Source organism: Pseudomonas sp. G11-1 (assembly GCF_024031555.1).
In the GTDB taxonomy this organism is placed as follows: Bacteria; Pseudomonadota; Gammaproteobacteria; order Pseudomonadales; family Pseudomonadaceae; genus Halopseudomonas; species Halopseudomonas bauzanensis.
The window spans coordinates 1,271,375-1,288,196 of the sequence record NZ_QEYQ01000001.1 but is presented as its reverse complement, the minus strand read 5'-3'; the positions used below and the strand labels follow the sequence as shown (position 1 = coordinate 1,288,196).

Sequence of the window (16,822 nt, the reverse complement as noted above, 5' to 3'; positions counted from 1 at the left end):
GGGCGCTGAGGCTCAGCCCCGATAGTTGCGCAGCCAGTCGGGAATCTCGCTCAGGCAGCGCACCTCGCCATGGGGGCGTTCCGCCTCCGCCCACTCCAGCCCCAAACGGTTGAACCACAGGGTGTGCAACCCCGCTTCACGGGCGCCCTGAATGTCGTCGATCGGATGATCACCGATATGCAAGGCCTGATGCGGCTCCACTCCGGCGCGCTCCAGCGCGGCGAGAAAGGGCGCGGGATCGGGTTTGCTCAGACCGATCTCGTCGGCGGAAACGATGATCTTGAAATACTTTTCCAGCCCCAGCCGGCGCACGTCGGCATTGCCATTGGAAATGGTCGCCAGCTGATAATGCCGGGCCAACTCTTCCAGCAGCGGCTCACAGTGGGGAAAGAAGGTCAGCGCATGGCGCGCCTCGAGAAACACCTCGAAGCCAGCCAGCGACAGCTCCGCCGCCTGCTCGGCGGTATAACCAGCCTTGCGCAGCCCATGTTCCAGCACGGCGATGCGTAGCGCGGTAACGCGGTGGCGCAGCGCGGGGTCGCCAGCCAGCACCTCATGGCGCAGAGCCCGTCGGGCTTCCCGGTCCAGCCGTTGGGTGAACAGGGGAGCGTGTCGGTCCAGCCACTCCAGCAGGGTCTGTTCGGCAGCCGCAACCACCGACTCGGTCTCCCACAGGGTGTTGTCCAGATCAAAGGTCAGCAATTGAAACATGATAAGCAATCCGGTCAGTCTTCAGACTTGCGTCTGGCACGGGGGTGAGCGCTGTCATACACCTCGGCCAGATGCTGGAAATTCAGATGAGTGTACACCTGGGTGGTGCTGATATCGGTATGGCCCAGCAGCTCCTGAACCGCGCGCAGATCGCCTGATGACTCCAGCAGATGGCTGGCGAAGGAATGCCGGAGCATATGCGGATGCAGATGCTGGCCGATATGCTCGACCCCGTAACGCCGCACCCGCAACTGGATAGCCCGTGGCGTCAGCCGCCGGCCCTGCATGCCAACGAACACCGGCTGGCTGGCGTCCGCCACTACCGGCCGTACCTTGACCCAATTGCGCAGGGCCTGGCGTGCCATACGGCCCACCGGCAGCACCCGGGTCTTGTTGCCCTTGCCGATGACCCGGACTTCGCCGGCATCGATATCCAGCCGGCCCATGTCCAGGCTGGCCAGTTCCGACAGGCGCAGACCAGAGGAATAGAAGAGTTCGAGCATGGCGTGGTCGCGGATCGTCAGCCAGTCTTCTTCCTCGCCGGTATCGAGCAGCTGTGCCGCCAGGTCGGCGTCCAGGGTGCGCGGTAGCTTGCGGGGGGACTTGGGCGGGCGCAGGTCCAGCGCCGGGTTGTGCCGGCAACGCCGTTCGCGCAACAGGTAGCGATACAGGCTGCGCACCGCGCTCAGCTCGCGTTGCAGGCTGCGACCGGACAATCCGGCCTGATGCCGGCTGGCGATATAGAGCCGCAGCAGGGCGCTGTCCACCGCGTTCCAGTCGCTGACCTGGCGCTCGGCCAGAAACCGGCACAGGCTGTCCAGGTCGCGGCGATAGGCTTCCAGCGTGCGGGGCGACAGTTGCCGCTCGCTGCGCAGATGCCCGAGGAACGCCTCCAGCTCCGTCAGCAGCGGCGCGCTGCTCACTACAGGCTCCGCGGCTCGCTGCTCAGCGGTCGCTGACGCAGCAGCACCCGGGCCAGGGCGTCGGCGATATAACCGAGAAACAGGGTGCCGGTGGCGCTCTTGTATTGCTGCGGGTCGCGGCTGCCCAGCGCCAGCACGCCATGCAGCCCTTGATGCTGAATCGGTGCCAGAGCGGTGGAGGCGACTTCCTCGCCCTGGGGACCGAACAGGAAGGTCAGCTCATGGCTGCGCAGCACTCCGGTGAGGGTCTTGCCGCTGTCCAGCAGATGGCCGATGGCCTCGCGGGCTTCGCCGTGCGTGGTGTAGCGGGCGTTGCCGATGCGTGGTGTCTCGCTGAACAGGATAAGGGCGACGAAGGGCACCTGGAAGTCATCACGCAGACTGTCTTCGATGGTGGCGATCACCTCTTCCACGTCTGGCGATTCCAGCAGGTTGAGAATCAGCCGGCGGCTTTTCTCGAACAGCCGGTCGTTTTCCCGGGCTACGTCCATCAACTGGCTGAGCCGATGGCGCACGTCGATATTGCGTTCGCGTAGCAGCTTGACCTGCCGCTCCACCAGCGATACAGCCTGACCGGACTGATGCGGAATGAGCAGCTCGGGCAGCAGCTCGTCATGCTCGACAAAAAATGCCGGATGGCGGCGCAGATAATCGGCCACAACGGTGGCATCCAGTTCGGTGGCTGGCGGCTGGCTGGTTGTACTCATATGCGTATCTGTCCTTCGTAGACCCGGGCGGCGGGTCCGGTCATCATTACCGGCTGGCCGGGGCCGGCCCATTCGATTTTCAGGTTGCCGCCTGGCAGGCGTATGGTCACCGGGGATTTCAGATGCCCGAGCCGGATGCCCGCCACCGCTGCCGCACAGGCACCGGTGCCGCAAGCCTGGGTCTCGCCGGCGCCGCGCTCATGGACGCGCAGCCGCGCCTGATGCTGATCCACCAGTTGCATGAAACCGGCATTGACCCGGTTGGCGAAGCGCGGATGATGCTCGATCAGCGGGCCGATGTCAGCCACCGGATAGCGGTCGAGGTCATCCACCAGGGTCACGCAATGGGGGTTGCCCATGGATAGCGCGGCCACTTCCAGCGTCTGGCCATTGACCTCCAGCGGGTAGCTCACGGCTTCATGGTCGGCGGCAAAGGGGATCTGCGCCGGGGTGAAGCGCGGCGCGCCCATGTCCACCGTGACCTGGCCGTCACGGCGGACATTCAGGGTGATCAGGCCGCCGGCTGTTTCCACGCGGATCTCCGATTTGGCGGTCAGGCGCTTGTCCTGCACAAAGCGGGCGAAACAGCGCGCGCCGTTGCCGCACTGCTCCACTTCGCTGCCATCGGCATTGAAGATGCGATAGCGGAAATCCACATCGGGATGGCCCGGCGGTTCCACCACCAGCAACTGATCGAAGCCGATGCCGGTGTGCCGATCGCTCCACTGGCGGATCAGTTTCGGCGACAACTGGGCATGCTGGGTCACCAGGTCGATGACCATGAAATCATTGCCCAGGCCGTGCATCTTGGTGAATCGCAGCAGCATGTCAGGCCTCGGGCAGCAGTGACTCGCCGGCGAACAGCTCGCTGACCGTCTCCCGGCGGCGAATCAGATGTGTTGCCGCACTGTCCACCATCACCTCGGCTGCACGGGGGCGGGTGTTATAGTTCGAGCTCATGACGAAGCCGTAGGCACCGGCCGAACGCACCGCCAGCAGGTCACCCTCGGCCAAGGCCAGTTCCCGGTCCTTGCCGAGGAAATCGCCGGTTTCGCAGACCGGGCCGACCAGATCCCAGGGCTTGGCCGCCACGTCGGTGCGTGGGCGCACAGCATCGATGCCCATCCAGGCGCTGTACAGAGCCGGGCGAATCAGGTCGTTCATGGCCGCGTCGATGATGGCGAAGTTCTTGTGCTCGGTTGGCTTCAACAGGTTGACCTGGGCCAGCAGCAGGCCGGCATTGGCAACGATCGAGCGGCCCGGTTCGAACAGCAGGGTCAGATCGCGCCCAGCCACTTTCTCCCGCACCTTGGCCAGATACTCACCCGGCGTGGGTGGGGTTTCGTCGTCGTAGGTCACGCCCAGCCCGCCACCCAGATCCAGATGGTGGACCTGGATACCCTCGGCAGCCAGTTGATCGACCAGCAGCAACATGCGATCCAGGGCATCGATCAGCGGGGTGTCATCGGTCAGTTGGGAACCGATATGGCAATCCGCACCCTGCACGTCCAGATTTGGCAGAGCTGCAGCCCGGCGGTATACCGCGAGCGCTGAAGCGATGTCGATCCCGAACTTGTTTTCCTTGAGACCGGTAGAGATGTAGGGGTGGGTCATGGCATCCACATCGGGGTTGACCCGCAGGGATACCGGCGCCTGCACGCCCAGCTCGGCAGCGACCTTCTGCAGGCGCTCCAGCTCGGCGGTGGATTCCACGTTGAAGCACTTGATGCCGACCTGCAGCGCGCGGCGCATCTCGTCCTCGGTCTTGCCCAGGCCGGAGAACACCACCCGCGCCGGATCACCACCGGCGGCCAATACCCGCTCCAGCTCGCCGCCGGACACGATGTCGAAGCCGGCGCCCAGGCGAGCCAGCACGTTCAGCACTGCCAGGTTGGAATTGGCCTTTACCGCGAAGCAGACCAGGTGAGGCTGGCCGGCCAGGGCCGAATCCCAGGCCAGGAAGGCCTGCTCGATGGCGCGGCGCGAATAGACGTAGCAGGGCGTGCCATACTGCTCGGCGATGGCGGACAGGGCAACGGCTTCGGCGTGCAGTTCGCCGTTCTGGTATTGAAATTCACTCATGAAATATTTCAGTTTCCGGTAGGTTGCTGGGTCATTTCTTCCCGGGCCGGATCAACCGGCTGGCCGGCCGGCTCTTCGGGCATGTATAGCGGGCCCTTCTGGCCACAGCCGGCGAGGATCAGAAGCATGAAGAATGCCGCAATGGATTGTTTCATGGTGGAATCCTGGTTGATAAACGGACAATATCCGGCAGTATACCCAGCCCGGGAGTCCGGCGCACCCGCCGCAGAAGCAGGAAAGGAAGGCAATGCAAGAGTTGAATGAAAGCGAATTCCACCGTCAGGTTGATCTGATTCAGGACCGCATCGAGCAGGCGCTGGACGCTGCCGACCTGGATCTGGACATGGAACAGACCGAAGGGTCACTGATATTGATGCTGGCCGCCGGCCCGCGGCTGGTCATCGGCCGACAGCCGGCTTCGCGCGAGCTATGGGTGGCGACCCCAGATGGCACCTTGCATTTTGGCTACCAGCCAGCGCACGGATGGATCCATGACAGCGACGGTGAAGCACTCGGTATCGTGCTGGCGCAGGTGCTGGGAGATCTGTCGGGAGATGAGGTGGAGCTGGATCTGGACGAGTAAGATGAGCCATCGCCGCTCCTCATGCCGAGCGGCGATCCATCGAGATATCGCTTATTTCGCGCGCAGTATGGTCATCAGCGCCTGGGCATGTTCCGCCGCTTCCAGCCCGAGGCTGGTCAGATAGCCGCCATCATCCATCGTGGTAAGCCCCCGCCGATACAACCGCGCGGCCGTCTCCACCGTAGTGGCCGACGCCTCCCGCTGATGCACCTTGAGTCCCGCCTGGGTATTGGCGAGATCGTATTGGACCAGCAGATTGATATCGTCGATTTCTTCGGAAGTCAGTGACATGGGCAGTACCTTTTCTGATAGACGGTAAACTACACCTGCAGTCTAGCCAGCGCGGAACGCGGTAGCAATGCGGCTATCGGCTCTGGTGAAATTCATGGCTGTGATGGACTGGACGTGCCCCGGGTTCCTGATCAACACTGGCATCTTTCAAAAACAAGACGGATAGAACGACGATGCTCAGACTTCACGGATTTGCAGTCAGCAATTACTTCAATATGGCCAAACTGGCGCTGCTGGAAAAAGGCGCAGATTTCGAAATCAACACCGTCCACAGCAGTCAGGATGCCGAGTTTCTGGCCAAGAGCCCGCGCGGCAAGGTGCCCTTTCTGGAAACCGAGCAGGGTTTCATCAGCGAAACCAACGTCATCCTGGAATATATCGAAGAGACCCAGGGCGGCAAGGCGCTGCTACCAAGCGATCCCTTCGCTCGGGCGACCGTCAGGGCGCTGGCCAAGGAAATCGAACTGTATATCGAGCTGCCGGCGCGCAGCTGCTACCCGGAGGTATTCTTCGGTGGCAAGGTGGAACAGAGCGTGAAAGACAAGGCCAAGGCCGATCTGCAGGCCGGCGTCGCCACCCTGCGTCGCCATGGCCGTTTCGCGCCCTATGTGGCGGGTAGCGAAATGACCATCGCCGATATCCTGTTCCTCTACAGCATCGACCTGGCGCAGATCGTCGGCAAGAAATTGTTCGGCATCGATCTGTTGGGTGACTGGCCAGAGGCCCAGGCCTTGCTGGAGTTGCTCAACCAGAACCCCCATGTTCAGAGCATCGCTGCGGACAAGAACGCCGAAATGGCCGCCTTTATTGCCGCAATGGCCGGTCAGCGCAAGTAAGGTCTGATTGCGCGCGTATCCGGGAGAGCTGTCGAGCTGGTGCTCGACAATCCCAGGGCGGGCCATGACTGGAGTGAACTCCTGGGAGATTCGAGCGCCAGCTGTATCTTGCTGGCGGTTGCCGCGGTGCTAGGCTGACAGGAGTCTCCGCCCCGCCTATGGCGGAGGCTGTCGCGCAGCCCCCCGTGTTATGCACCTGAGCCCGATTATTTCGGGTATTGGCCGGCCTGTGTGGGAGCGGCCTTGGTCGCGAAGGGGCTGCTGCTGACCCTGTTCGCGGCCAAGGCCGTTCCTACAATGAGCCTGCTCAGTCGAGCATGTCGGAAAAACGCGCATCCTGCTTGAACACCAGCGGCTGGCTGAAACCGGGAATGCGCATCTGCTCGGTGCTGATCTGAATATCGCTCTCGTCGATCATGTCCTTGCCGAAGTTGTAGATCACATCCAGCTGGCCCAGCAATGCCCGCTGCTCATAGGCGGCGGCAACCTTGCGCACTTCCTCGCGGCGGGTTTCATAATCGGCAAAGCACTCGGCGCCGTAACGCTTGCGCAGCATGCGCTCGACCGGCTGGGGGCCCAGCACCACTGCACTGGAGTTGTTGCCGCCAAAACCCTTGGAATTGATGAAGCACACTTCCAGCGGATTATCGGCGCGTGATACATCGGTGGTGCTGAAGCGCAGGTGCTGCTGGTGGACATCCGCGGCAATACTGTCGATGGTCTTGATGCCGGGAATGATCTGATACTTGAAAGTGCCCAGGGCCGAAGCCAGCTGGTCGGCGCTGGCGCTGGCCAGGGAATGACCAACAAAGGCCTTGACCGCGGCCACGGGCAGTTCTTCGATACCGAAGGCGGCTGCCACCTCATCGATCAGCTGCGACTCAGTGACCCGATTGGCCGGGGTGCTGGAGCCGTGGGCATGTACGAAGCTGCCTTGGCGGACCCGCTCCGGGCCGAGAATCTGCATGGCGCTGTGGACGGACTTGGCCATGGTCAGATAATTGCCCGGGCCGGGAGCGGAAATGGACTTCTTGAACCCATCGGCGCCGACAAACACATCCGGCACCGCCCCATGGATATCGGCACCCAGCTCCAGCGCCAGTTCATCATCCATGAGCATGAAGAACTGCCCCGACTCGGCCAGGGTGAAGCCGCAGTTCTGGCTGAACGGACGGCTGGCCCGGCGGAAGTCCACCTCATCCCGACCTTCGATATTGCGCAGGCCTTCTTCGGTGGCCAGGGCGCTCATGGCGCCGTAGCCCTCGATGCATTCCTGGGTGATGGGCGCTTCGCTGCTGCCGACCAGCACGACCCGGGCGCGGCCGCTGCCGATCATCTCGATGCCTTTCTGCAGGTTGTACAGGAAGCTTGCGCAGGCGCCGGTAATGGCGCCGGTGGTGCCGACACTGCCCAGTACATAGGCGTTGATGAAGTCCGCCGGCATGCTGTTCAGCCCCAGGGCCAGTTGCTTGGCGCTGACCCGGTGGCCTTTCAGGCGCGACTGCATCATGCCGCCGAAGCTGAACTCGTCCAGCTGGCTCATGATGCTGCTGGCGAACACAGCGACTTGGTCGGGCTCGACATGCTCGAGAATATGCTGCCAGGCCAGGCCGGTGGAATGCAGGGCATCTGCCGCCGCAACGATGGCCATCTGCAGGCCGCGGGGGTGGAAGCGTGAATTGTACTGTTCGCCCGGCTCAAAGCCGGTGGGCAGCTGGCCGGCGGATTTGACCGCCAGGGGTCGATAGCTGTCGACCTTGAGCTCACAATTGCCGGCGATGGTGACGCGGGCTTCGCCGTTATCCAGCACCTCCGCCGTCCAGCCGGCAGGCAAGGGCTCCGGCAATTGCTTGGCCAGGGTAATGAAGGAGAAGGGTTGATCTGCTTCCAGGCCGACCGGCAGCGCCTTGTGCCAATGAGCAGCATCCACGTCCAGGTGACGCTTTTCTATGCGGCGTACCAGAGTGCCATCGAGAATCTGTTGCCCGAAGCGCTGCTCGATGTCCGCTGGCGTAAGAATCTGCCCCGCATCATCCAGATAGCGATCGTTCTCTGCACGTACCAGACCCATCAACACGGCTAACCCCGCCAGGGTTTCCTGACGCTCGGCGGCGGGCAGTGACTCGATCACGGTGCGCCGAAAGCCATGGTGAAACGAGCTGCGGCCGGCGGCGTTGTAACCACCGAAGCCGACAATGACCGGTAAACGCGACATCAAGCAAGACTCCTCGCTGTTTCGCTGCGTGGCTCCGGTACGTAGCGACCGGAGCGGGCTGACATCCTGACGGATACTCGAGAGTATCGTCCAAAGACCAGCAGGCATCGAATTGGGTTTGATTGCATAGGCAGACGAGGAATGTAACCCGATGGTCACGTTTAGACTAGGGTGTTTCTCAAACAGCGGTGGCCGAATCGCTGTCAGGATGCGGGGGATGGCCGCAACCTATTCCTTCTCCCTGTCACAGGCAAATATCTGTTCCAGGGGCGGCAGCGGGGTTTCGCCGGTCAATGGCATGTCGGCATCGGTCTGCAGGTGGAAGTGCTCCAGCGGCGCGCTGTCGCGGTCATCATGCTCGAACACCGGCGGGCTGAAGACGTAGGCAATCAGCAGGCGCGTCAGGGCTTCCAGGCTGTCGCGGTGGGTGCGTTCGTAGCCATGGGTCGCGTCCGTGCCGAAGGCGATCAATGCCACCCGGGTGTCGTTGCCGGCGCGGACCGCCGATTCGGCGTCGCTGTGGTAGTAACGGAAAATATCGCGCTGCACCGGAATCTCGTCCCGCGCGCACAGGTTCAGCAGGTGTCGGCTCAGATGATAATCGTAGGGCCCGCTGGAATCCTGCATGCATAGGGTCACGGCATACTCGGTGGACGCCTGCCCCGGAGCCACCGGCGCGATATCCACGCCCACAAATTCGCTGACATCCCAGGGCAGTGCGCCTGCCGCGCCGGAGCCGGTTTCCTCGGTGATGGTGAACAGAGGGTGGCAATCCAAGGGCAGGGCCTGGCCACTGTCGACAATGTACTTGATGGCCGTGAGCAGGGCAGCGGCGCCGGCCTTGTTGTCCAGATGGCGTGCGCTGATGAAGCCGTTGTCGGTGAACTCCTGTAACGGGTCGAAGGCCACGAAATCACCGATGGCGATACCCTCGGCTGCGGTTTCGGCGCGGCTGGTGGTGCGAATGTCCAGGCGCAGCTCGATGGTGTCCCAGTTCACCGGCAGGGTGTCGACTTCGGTATTGAAGGCGTGCCCGGAAGCCATCAGTGGTAGTACGCTGCCCCGGAAACAGCCATGCTCGGCGAACAGGCTGACCCGGCTGCCCTCGGCGAAGCGGCTTGACCAGCAGCCGATGGGCGTGAGTTTCAGGCGGCCGTTGTCCTTGATTTCGCTGACCATGGCGCCCACGGTATCCAGGTGGCTGGCAATGGCGCGGTCGGGTGTGCGCTGGCGGCCCTTGAGCGTGGCGCGGATAGTGCCGCGCCGGGTCAATTCATAGGGCACGCCCATGGCGTCGAGATGTTCGGCGACATAGCGCACTATGCCGTCGGTGAAGCCGGTCGGGCAGGGAATGGCGAGCATTTCCAGTAGCACCTGCCGCAGATATTGCATGTCGGGTCCGGGGCTGGGTTGCATGAGTCCTCCATCAGGTTGACGAACCGGGCTGACTGAGCGGAAACAGCATGTCGATGAAGCACTCTGCTGTAGGGCGGGGCTCGTGGTTGGCCAGCCCCGGGCGCTCATTGGCCTCGATGATGACGTAATCGGGTTGGTCGACGGCGGGGACCAGCAGGTCCATGCCGACCATGGGAATGTCCAGCGCGCGGGCGGCGGTGATGGCGCACTCGCGCAAGGTGGGGTGCAGTTCATCGGTGACATCCACCAGGGTGCCGCCGGTGTGCAGGTTGGCGGTGCGGCGTACCTGCAGATGCTGGTCGGCGGGCAAGACGCTGTCCAGGGTGAAGCCGGCCGCTGCCACGGTGCGGCAGGTCTCGTCGTCCAGCGGGATGCGGCTTTCGCCATCGGTGCTGGCCTGCCGGCGGCGGCTCTGCTTCTCGATCAGTTCGCGAATGGTCTTGCGGCCGTCGCCGCAGATCTGCGCCGGCTTGCGGATGGCGGCGGCGACCACCTGGAAGTTGATCACCACTATGCGCAGGTCGTCGCCTTCGTGGAAGCTCTCCAGTAGCACGCGGCTGTCGAAACGGCGGGCCGCTTCGATGGCCTGCTCCAGGGTCTGCGGGTCACGGATATTGACCGCCACGCCATTACCCTGTTCGCCGTTGTCGGGCTTGACCACCAGCGCGCCATGCTCGGCGAGGAAGGCGGCGTTTGCCTCCGGGGCGGCGGCAAGACGGTAGGCGGGTGTGTTCAGCCCGTGGCGCTGCAAACAGTGATGAGTCAGCTGCTTCTGTTGACACAGGGTCATGCTGACAGCGCTGGTCAGATCGCTGAGCGACTCGCGGCAGCGGATGCTACGCCCGCCTTGGGTCAGGGTGAACAAACCGGCTTCGGCATCATTGACGGTGACCTCGATGCCTCTACGTCGGGCTGCCCGGGTGATGATGCGGGCGTAGGGATTGAGTCCTTCATCCTGCTCCGGGCCGAGAAACAGCGGCTGATTGATGCTGTTCTTGCGTTTGATGGTGAAGGTGCGCAGCTGGCGGAAGCCGAGCTTGTGATACAGCGCCTTGGCCTGGGTATTGTCATGTAGCACCGACAGGTCCAGATAGGCGCTGCCCCGGCTCATGAAATACTCCACGAGGTGCCGCACCAGCATTTCACCGACGCCGAAGCGCTGGGTCTTGCTGTCCGCTGCCAGGCACCAGAGGCTGGAACCCTTGTCGGGATCGTCATAGGCGCGGGCATGGTTCAGGCCCATTACCGTGCCGATGATCTCGCCGCTGTCGGCATCCTCGGCAAGCCAGAAATCCGGGCCACCGGATTTTCGTGGCGTCAGGCGCTGCGGATTGACCTGGACCATGCCATTGGACAGATACAGGGTATTGATTGCCTGCCAATCCGCATCGCATTGCGGGCGGCGGATGTGAAAGCCGCGCATGCCGTTGTGCGCCGGGCGGTAATTGCTCAGCCACAGGCGCAGGGTGTCGGACGGGTCGAGGAACAGTTGCTGCGGGGCGAAGGACAGCACCACATGCGGATCGGCGACATAGAGTGCGATATCGCGCTCGCCGGGCGTTTCCTGCAGCAGCGTGTCGGCTAGCCGCTGTGGGTCCTTGAAGGTATGCCCGATCAGCAAGCGACCCCAGCCACAATCGAGGGTGACGTCGCGCAACTCTTCGGCAGGGGGTTGGCCCTGCTGGGCATGACCGGCCTGCAGCCGCTCCCAGGTGGGCGTCTGGCCGCGCTTGAGGCGTTGTTGTTCGGGTGGCATCGGTCGACTCATGGTCACACCCCTTGGGCGTCGAGCCACAGGTCCAGCACCGCCAACTGCCACAGCTTGGAGCCGCGCAGGGGGGTGATGTGATCCATGGGATTGCGCAGCAATGTATCGATGTAGGCTTCATTGAACAGCCCGCGTTCCCGGGCGCGGCGGCTGGTGAGGCTGTCGCGGACCCAATCCAGGGTGCTGCCCTGCAGGTATTTCAGTCCCGGCACCGGGAAGTAGCCCTTGGGCCGGTCGATCACCGCGGCGGGAATGATCTTGCGCGCTGCTTCCTTGAGTACGTATTTGCCATCGCCGGGCAGCTTGAAGCGCCCCGGGATGCGTGCGGCCAACTCCACCAGCTCATGGTCGAGAAAGGGCACCCGTGCTTCCAGGCCCCAGGCCATGGTCATGTTGTCGACCCGTTTGACCGGATCTTCCACCAGCATCACGGTGCTGTCCAAGCGCAGTGCCTTGTCCAGGCCCTGCGCGGCGCCGGGACGGGCGAAGTGATCGCGGATGAAATCGCCGGCATGGTCCTGCTGGACCCAGGCAGGCTGGACAGTGTCGCGGTACTCGTTGAAGTCCCGGTCCATGAACGCCTGCTGGTAGGCGGCGACCGGATCGGCGGCCTGATCGACCTGGGGATACCAGTGATAGCCAGCGAAGATTTCGTCGGCGCCCTGACCGCTCTGCACCACCCGGCAGTGCTTGGAAACCTCACGGGACAGCAGGTAGAAGGCGATGCAGTCGTGGCTGACCATGGGTTCACTCATGGCCGTCAGTGCATCGGGCAGGCCGCTGAGGATCTCCTGCTCGGGAATCATCAACTGATGATGGTCGGTGGCGTAATGCTCGGCGATCAGGTCGGAGTAGCGGAACTCGTTGCCCGCTTCGCCGTTGACGTCGGCGAAGCCGATTGAGAATGTCTGCAGGTCACGGGCGCCCGCCTCGTGCAGCAGGCCCACCAGCAGACTGGAATCCACCCCGCCAGAGAGCAGCACACCCACGTCCACCGCCGCGAGATTGCGCCGTTTGACTGCCGCACGCAGACTGTCAAGCACGCGGTCCTGCCAGGCTTCGAAGGGCAATTCCCGCTCATCGGCGCGCGCACCGTATTCCAGCGTCCACCAGCACTGTTGTTCGCGCTGGCCCTGGGCATCGATCCGCAGCCAGTGGCCGGGCGGCAGTTTCTGCACGCCGTTGAGGACGGTCAGCGGTGCTGGCACCACCGAATGGAAGGACAGATAGTGATTCAGCGCCACCGGGTTGATCGAGGTATCCAGATCACCGCCGCGCACCAGCGCCGGCAGGCTGGAGGCGAAGCGCAGGCGCTGGCTGGTCTCGGACAGGTACAACGGCTTGATGCCCAGGCGATCACGGGCCAGGAACAGGCGCTGGGTATCACGCTCCCAGATGGCCAGGGCGAACATGCCGTTGAAGCGCTCAAGCATCTTTTCGCCCCAGGCGTGATACGCCTTGAGTACTACCTCGGTATCACCATCGGAAAAGAACCGGTAACCCATGATCTCCAGCTCGCCGCGCAGGGCTGGATAGTTGTAGATGGCACCATTGAAGACCAGACTCAGGCCCAGTTGCGGATCGGTCATGGGCTGACCGGAGGCTTCGGCCAGGTCCATGATCTTCAGTCGGCGATGGCCCAGGGCGACCGGGCCGGTGGACCAGACACCGGCGGCGTCCGGGCCACGGCTGACCATTTGTCCGGTCATTCGGGCCAGGGCAGTCAGGTCCGCCAGTTGGCCATCAAAACGAAATTCTCCCGCCAATCCACACATCTACTACTCCTCGGTTTGGGGTGAGGTCGTCATGGCGACCTACAATGAAGATAGTTTGAAGTGGAAATTAATCTGCCGATTTTCCATTGCTCAATCCTTGGAAACCGCGGGCGCGGTTTGGTTTAAAGGTTTTTTGGCCAAAGGGAGCGGGGTCTGTGGCAGAATGCCCGCCCACCGAGGCCGTTTGTTTGCCGGGAGCGAAACCACATGATGCACGACTTGTATCTGGCCCTGCGGCGGCTGCAGCGCGCCACCGAGATTCACGCCAAGCGGCTGGGCCGCCACAGCGGCCTGACGCCTATCCAGCTGTTGATCCTGCACAGCATTCAGGCGATGGGTGAAGGCACGCTCGGCGCCCTGGCCAAACAGGTCAGCGTGTCCCAGGCGACACTCAGCACCATCATCGACCGCCTGGAAAACCGCGAGCTGCTCAAACGCGTACGCAGCCAGAGTGACAAGCGCAAGGTGCACCTGACCCTGACAGCCAAAGGCGAGGCGGCCATCCAGGCCGAACCGGCATTGCTGCCCAGCGCTTTTCTCGAGCGTTTCGGCAAGCTTGCCGACTGGGAGCAGCTGATGTTGCTGGCCAGCCTGCAGCGGGTGGCCGGATTATTCGAGGAAGGACAGCAGTCCTCCCATGTGTTCATTGATGACGAGCCGTTGGTGTAGCGGGCTCGTTGTAATAGCGAGCATGAGCCTACCAACTGTCGAAGGGAATCTCATGAGTGTCGATATAGCTTTTTGCGGCGGGAGAGAGTGGTCTGTGCTGACCGCCTGACGTTCCGTCGTAAGGCCCCTCGGGATGAATGGAACCGGTGAATCGGCCGATTTCGACAGGTTCAAGGCAGTCCCCGCTCAACCATGCTTTGGCAATGCCGCCGGGAGCTAGTCCAACAGTGATAATGGCTCTGTAGTCCTGAATATACTGACCATCAAAATGGCAGAAGGTGGGATAGGTGGTGACCATTTCCTTTCGTATAGCCTCTGGTATATCGATCCGCACCCGGTAGGTCTGTGGCTCGGCCAATGATTGCCAACGTACAAACACAATTTCGGGTAGGTCGATACCGGTCATGGGGCGGGTAGCGCCGGCTCCTGGTCTGGCTGGCCAACCGCTCGGGTTGCCCCGATTGTTGGGTGGGCTCTGGATGGACGCGAGACCGCCATGTACCCGGTAATAGCCCACTCCGCGCTGATCCAGCACATCGACGCTCTCGACCCAGACCTCCATATAGTTGGGTGCCAGCAGGCCGATTTCCCAGGTGCGGTAGGGCAGGTCCGGTGGCGGCGGATGCAGCGGATCCTGGACAGATTGGCTGGTGCAACCGGCCATGAGTATCAACAGACTGCAAGCCAGCAGAAAACGTCTCATACTGGATAGCCTCTCTGTGGCTGATCGCTATAAACCGCACGCTGATTCCCGCTGCGTGGTTTGTTCACCATAAAGCCATATGTCGATGTCCAGTTGGCCGAACTGTGGATGTAGCGACTGTGCAGAAAGCGTTTCTCCGCTTGACTCAGTTCTGCACTCTGACCGGTCATGGCAGAACTGATGACTTTATGGGCGATAGGTTGCAAGTCGGCGGGTATGTTCATTCGCCGATCCAATTCGTCGATTGCGCCAAGCGGGGCATTATGCTGGATTGCCTTGGCATGCATCACCCGCAATGCAACCCGCGACAGCTCGCCCCGCACCATCCGATCTAGCCCCAGAGCCAAGAGGACATCCCTGGCTTGCCGGTGCCCATTTTGGCTACCCGTCGAGGGCGGCAGGGCAATATTTTCATGAATGAACTTGCCCTCTCCGGGCAAACCTCTGGCGCGTAGTTCGCGCTCCTCCGCCTCTCTGGCCCGCCATTCCCGTGATTGTTCCACTTTGGCCCGATCGACGCTTTCCATCGAATAATACGCAGCGCGGCAGAGGCGCGGCCGTCCGATCAGTAGGCGCTCACGTAGCACGGCCGGATAGCCGCCACCGAGATTGGAATGTACTCCAGGCAACGCCAATTCTTCATGACTGGTATGCACCCGGTTGAGGCTGAAGTTATGCCGGTGCTCATCGGCCGCGGTCAGGTGAACCACCTTTCTGGCGCAGCCGGGCGGCAGGTGCAGATTGACGCCGGGGTTGTGGCTGTCTCCGACACTGAGATTGCCGCTCAAAGGGGCGGCAACCGCGGCGACGGTGTCGAACAGACCGATAAAGTTGATACTCACGTGGGTTGACCAGTCAAAGTCGGCAGCCATTGCTGGCAGTTCATGATTCAATTGGCTGGCCATTACACCACCTGAGGGCTTGAGTGCTTCGTTGGCAAAATGCCGTGCAGCGGCAGCCCCACGACTGAAACCGAAGATATCGAACTCGACTCTTTCGATAAGCAGTTGCGGATTCCCGTTCAGTAATCGGCGCAGCTTTGCCATTATCAGCGTAGGGCTTTCGCTGACACGAGCGACCACCCCCGTTCGGCCCTGTCCCATTGCCAACCCCGTGGTGGAATCTTCGCTGCCGCCAGTTGTACCTATTCCGTCGATATAGACTTTAAGGCTTGCTGCCTTGGTATTTTCTTCCACGAGGGCATCGGCCTGATCTTCATACAGGTCATACAACAGCGCCACGTTACTCAATTCATTGCCATAACTGCTGCCGGGCAACTGATCATAAAGCCCATCGCCATTGGTGTCCCGGTAATCATGGGTTTCGCACAGCTGACGGATATTACTCAGGGTCTGTTCATCGAATTCATGCAGATCCTGGCGACGGCACTCGGCGGTAAGGGCGGCGTTGCCCAGATTGTTGCCGGTGCCGTCGAAGAACATGCCCAGGCGCAGGGTGATGCGTTGCTTCATCGGCAGCTCGCGTTCTTCCTCCTCTTCTTCCTCTTCAAAGGAATGAGGCGGATTATCGCCAACCGCATTTTGTCGGAATTGCCCAGGCGTTGGCGCGCCGGTGCCAGGAGCTAATAGACTGGCGCCACTTGCTTTGGCAAGGGTCTGAGCCGATGCCGTGTTGCCCGAGCTGCCAGATCCGCTGCGAGATGCAGAGCCCGCGGCGCTACCGCTGCCGATAAACACCGTACCCTCTGCCAGCAGCGTATTTGATCCGGCCGGGCAACCGCAGGCTACATAATCCCCGGCACGGGCGGCAGGGCCGGCGGGCAGCATAATCGTTCGTGGGCCAACCGCAACAATGGGGCCGACACCCTTCTTGCATTTCGGGCAACTGGCCATGTGTCCCACCGAGCTCGCTACCAGACCATCGAACATGATGCCGGGATTACCTTCAATAACCGCCCCGCCGGTGGACGTCCTTGAGCCTATGCCTATCTTGATCATCACTGTCCCTGTGCCTTGGAAACCGGTTATGCCCCGGGAGCTGCAATGATCCCGATGAACCATCAGGAGGGTCAAAAGGTTTATCGTGTGGTTGGGAGGTGGGTCACAATGCGCCTTGTCTGAATTTCCTCGGCGACATAGCATGTTTGAAATATCAAACGCCGATATGGCAAAGCATGATGCCA

Annotated in this window: 16 protein-coding genes; 3 read left to right on the top strand and 13 right to left on the bottom strand. The window is 62.1% G+C overall.

Features of this window, described 5'->3' with window-relative positions; all coding sequences use genetic code 11:
* Positions 1 to 12 precede the first annotated feature (12 nt).
* From DHB74_RS05910 to lptM, 6 genes are read right to left on the bottom strand one after another with little or no spacing between them, the layout of a single operon-like run.
* Entirely contained in the window at positions 13 to 711 is a 699-nt protein-coding gene (locus tag DHB74_RS05910) for an HAD family hydrolase (RefSeq protein ID WP_036988961.1), read from the bottom strand.
* Positions 712 to 725: 14 nt separating this feature from the next.
* Positions 726 to 1,619: a tyrosine recombinase XerC gene (gene xerC, locus DHB74_RS05905; protein ID WP_136868986.1), complete on the bottom strand. Its 894-nt coding sequence runs from the start codon at positions 1,617 to 1,619 to the stop codon at positions 726 to 728.
* Positions 1,620 to 1,633: 14 nt separating this feature from the next.
* Complete coding sequence (locus DHB74_RS05900) at positions 1,634 to 2,341, bottom strand: DUF484 family protein (RefSeq protein ID WP_136868673.1); 708 nt, start codon at positions 2,339 to 2,341, stop codon at positions 1,634 to 1,636.
* Complete coding sequence (dapF, locus tag DHB74_RS05895; RefSeq protein WP_036988963.1) at positions 2,338 to 3,168, bottom strand: diaminopimelate epimerase; 831 nt, start codon at positions 3,166 to 3,168, stop codon at positions 2,338 to 2,340. The genes DHB74_RS05900 and dapF overlap by 4 nt, the downstream gene beginning before the upstream one ends.
* A gap of 1 nt (position 3,169) precedes the next feature.
* Positions 3,170 to 4,423 (bottom strand): diaminopimelate decarboxylase, encoded by a 1,254-nt coding sequence (gene lysA / locus DHB74_RS05890; RefSeq protein WP_136868674.1) that lies wholly within the window; start codon positions 4,421 to 4,423, stop codon positions 3,170 to 3,172.
* Positions 4,424 to 4,431: 8 nt separating this feature from the next.
* Positions 4,432 to 4,578: an LPS translocon maturation chaperone LptM gene (gene lptM / locus DHB74_RS05885; protein WP_083392483.1), complete on the bottom strand. Its 147-nt coding sequence runs from the start codon at positions 4,576 to 4,578 to the stop codon at positions 4,432 to 4,434.
* Between the two features lie 92 nt (positions 4,579 to 4,670).
* On the opposite strand from lptM, the gene cyaY reads away from it, so the two are divergent.
* Positions 4,671 to 5,006, top strand: coding sequence for an iron donor protein CyaY (gene cyaY, locus DHB74_RS05880; RefSeq protein WP_036988965.1), 336 nt, complete (start codon positions 4,671 to 4,673; stop codon positions 5,004 to 5,006).
* Positions 5,007 to 5,057: 51 nt separating this feature from the next.
* On the opposite strand, the gene DHB74_RS05875 is transcribed toward cyaY, so the two are convergent.
* On the bottom strand, positions 5,058 to 5,297 hold the full coding sequence (locus DHB74_RS05875) for a TIGR02647 family protein (protein ID WP_036988966.1): 240 nt from the start codon (positions 5,295 to 5,297) through the stop codon (positions 5,058 to 5,060).
* A gap of 173 nt (positions 5,298 to 5,470) precedes the next feature.
* Between DHB74_RS05875 and DHB74_RS05870 the strand changes: the two genes are divergently transcribed.
* Positions 5,471 to 6,133: a glutathione S-transferase family protein gene (locus tag DHB74_RS05870; RefSeq protein ID WP_136868675.1), complete on the top strand. Its 663-nt coding sequence runs from the start codon at positions 5,471 to 5,473 to the stop codon at positions 6,131 to 6,133.
* 307 nt (positions 6,134 to 6,440) lie between these two features.
* Here DHB74_RS05870 and DHB74_RS05865 read toward each other — a convergent pair whose 3' ends face one another.
* From DHB74_RS05865 to DHB74_RS05850, 4 genes are all read right to left on the bottom strand, one after another.
* Positions 6,441 to 8,348 carry a beta-ketoacyl synthase gene (locus DHB74_RS05865; RefSeq protein ID WP_499160988.1) on the bottom strand — a complete coding sequence of 636 codons (1,908 nt, stop codon included), beginning with the start codon at positions 8,346 to 8,348 and terminating at the stop codon, positions 6,441 to 6,443.
* A 228-nt stretch (positions 8,349 to 8,576) separates the two neighbouring features.
* On the bottom strand, positions 8,577 to 9,764 hold the full coding sequence (locus DHB74_RS05860; RefSeq protein WP_499160987.1) for an osmoprotectant NAGGN system M42 family peptidase: 1,188 nt from the start codon (positions 9,762 to 9,764) through the stop codon (positions 8,577 to 8,579).
* 10 nt (positions 9,765 to 9,774) lie between these two features.
* Positions 9,775 to 11,532 (bottom strand): N-acetylglutaminylglutamine synthetase, encoded by a 1,758-nt coding sequence (gene ngg / locus DHB74_RS05855; protein WP_235818262.1) that lies wholly within the window; start codon positions 11,530 to 11,532, stop codon positions 9,775 to 9,777.
* 2 nt (positions 11,533 to 11,534) lie between these two features.
* Positions 11,535 to 13,307 carry an N-acetylglutaminylglutamine amidotransferase gene (locus DHB74_RS05850; RefSeq protein WP_499160986.1) on the bottom strand — a complete coding sequence of 591 codons (1,773 nt, stop codon included), beginning with the start codon at positions 13,305 to 13,307 and terminating at the stop codon, positions 11,535 to 11,537.
* A gap of 207 nt (positions 13,308 to 13,514) precedes the next feature.
* Here DHB74_RS05850 and DHB74_RS05845 point away from each other — a divergent pair, with 207 nt between their 5' ends.
* Entirely contained in the window at positions 13,515 to 13,976 is a 462-nt protein-coding gene (locus DHB74_RS05845; RefSeq protein ID WP_499160985.1) for a MarR family winged helix-turn-helix transcriptional regulator, read from the top strand.
* 28 nt (positions 13,977 to 14,004) lie between these two features.
* Here DHB74_RS05845 and DHB74_RS05840 read toward each other — a convergent pair whose 3' ends face one another.
* Complete coding sequence (locus tag DHB74_RS05840) at positions 14,005 to 14,679, bottom strand: DUF2931 family protein (protein ID WP_036988972.1); 675 nt, start codon at positions 14,677 to 14,679, stop codon at positions 14,005 to 14,007.
* On the bottom strand, positions 14,676 to 16,637 hold the full coding sequence (locus DHB74_RS05835; RefSeq protein WP_074779533.1) for a type VI secretion system family protein: 1,962 nt from the start codon (positions 16,635 to 16,637) through the stop codon (positions 14,676 to 14,678). Before DHB74_RS05835 ends, DHB74_RS05840 begins: the two co-directional genes overlap by 4 nt.
* Positions 16,638 to 16,822: the final 185 nt, after the last annotated feature.

Excerpts from the sequence above, each read along its gene's own strand:
- DHB74_RS05910 (WP_036988961.1), bottom strand. The coding sequence starts at position 711 with ATGTTTCAATTGCTGACCTTTGATCTGGACAACACCCTGTGGGAGACC.
- DHB74_RS05900 (WP_136868673.1), bottom strand. The coding sequence starts at position 2,341 with ATGAGTACAACCAGCCAGCCGCCAGCCACCGAACTGGATGCCACCGTT.
- dapF (WP_036988963.1), bottom strand. The coding sequence starts at position 3,168 with ATGCTGCTGCGATTCACCAAGATGCACGGCCTGGGCAATGATTTCATG.
- lysA (WP_136868674.1), bottom strand. The coding sequence starts at position 4,423 with ATGAGTGAATTTCAATACCAGAACGGCGAACTGCACGCCGAAGCCGTT.
- lptM (WP_083392483.1), bottom strand. The coding sequence starts at position 4,578 with ATGAAACAATCCATTGCGGCATTCTTCATGCTTCTGATCCTCGCCGGC.
- cyaY (WP_036988965.1), top strand. The coding sequence starts at position 4,671 with ATGCAAGAGTTGAATGAAAGCGAATTCCACCGTCAGGTTGATCTGATT.
- DHB74_RS05875 (WP_036988966.1), bottom strand. The coding sequence starts at position 5,297 with ATGTCACTGACTTCCGAAGAAATCGACGATATCAATCTGCTGGTCCAA.
- DHB74_RS05870 (WP_136868675.1), top strand. The coding sequence starts at position 5,471 with ATGCTCAGACTTCACGGATTTGCAGTCAGCAATTACTTCAATATGGCC.
- DHB74_RS05865 (WP_499160988.1), bottom strand. The coding sequence starts at position 8,348 with ATGTCGCGTTTACCGGTCATTGTCGGCTTCGGTGGTTACAACGCCGCC.
- DHB74_RS05860 (WP_499160987.1), bottom strand. The coding sequence starts at position 9,764 with ATGCAACCCAGCCCCGGACCCGACATGCAATATCTGCGGCAGGTGCTA.
- ngg (WP_235818262.1), bottom strand. The coding sequence starts at position 11,532 with ATGAGTCGACCGATGCCACCCGAACAACAACGCCTCAAGCGCGGCCAG.
- DHB74_RS05850 (WP_499160986.1), bottom strand. The coding sequence starts at position 13,307 with ATGTGTGGATTGGCGGGAGAATTTCGTTTTGATGGCCAACTGGCGGAC.
- DHB74_RS05845 (WP_499160985.1), top strand. The coding sequence starts at position 13,515 with ATGATGCACGACTTGTATCTGGCCCTGCGGCGGCTGCAGCGCGCCACC.
- DHB74_RS05840 (WP_036988972.1), bottom strand. The coding sequence starts at position 14,679 with ATGAGACGTTTTCTGCTGGCTTGCAGTCTGTTGATACTCATGGCCGGT.
- DHB74_RS05835 (WP_074779533.1), bottom strand. The coding sequence starts at position 16,637 with ATGATCAAGATAGGCATAGGCTCAAGGACGTCCACCGGCGGGGCGGTT.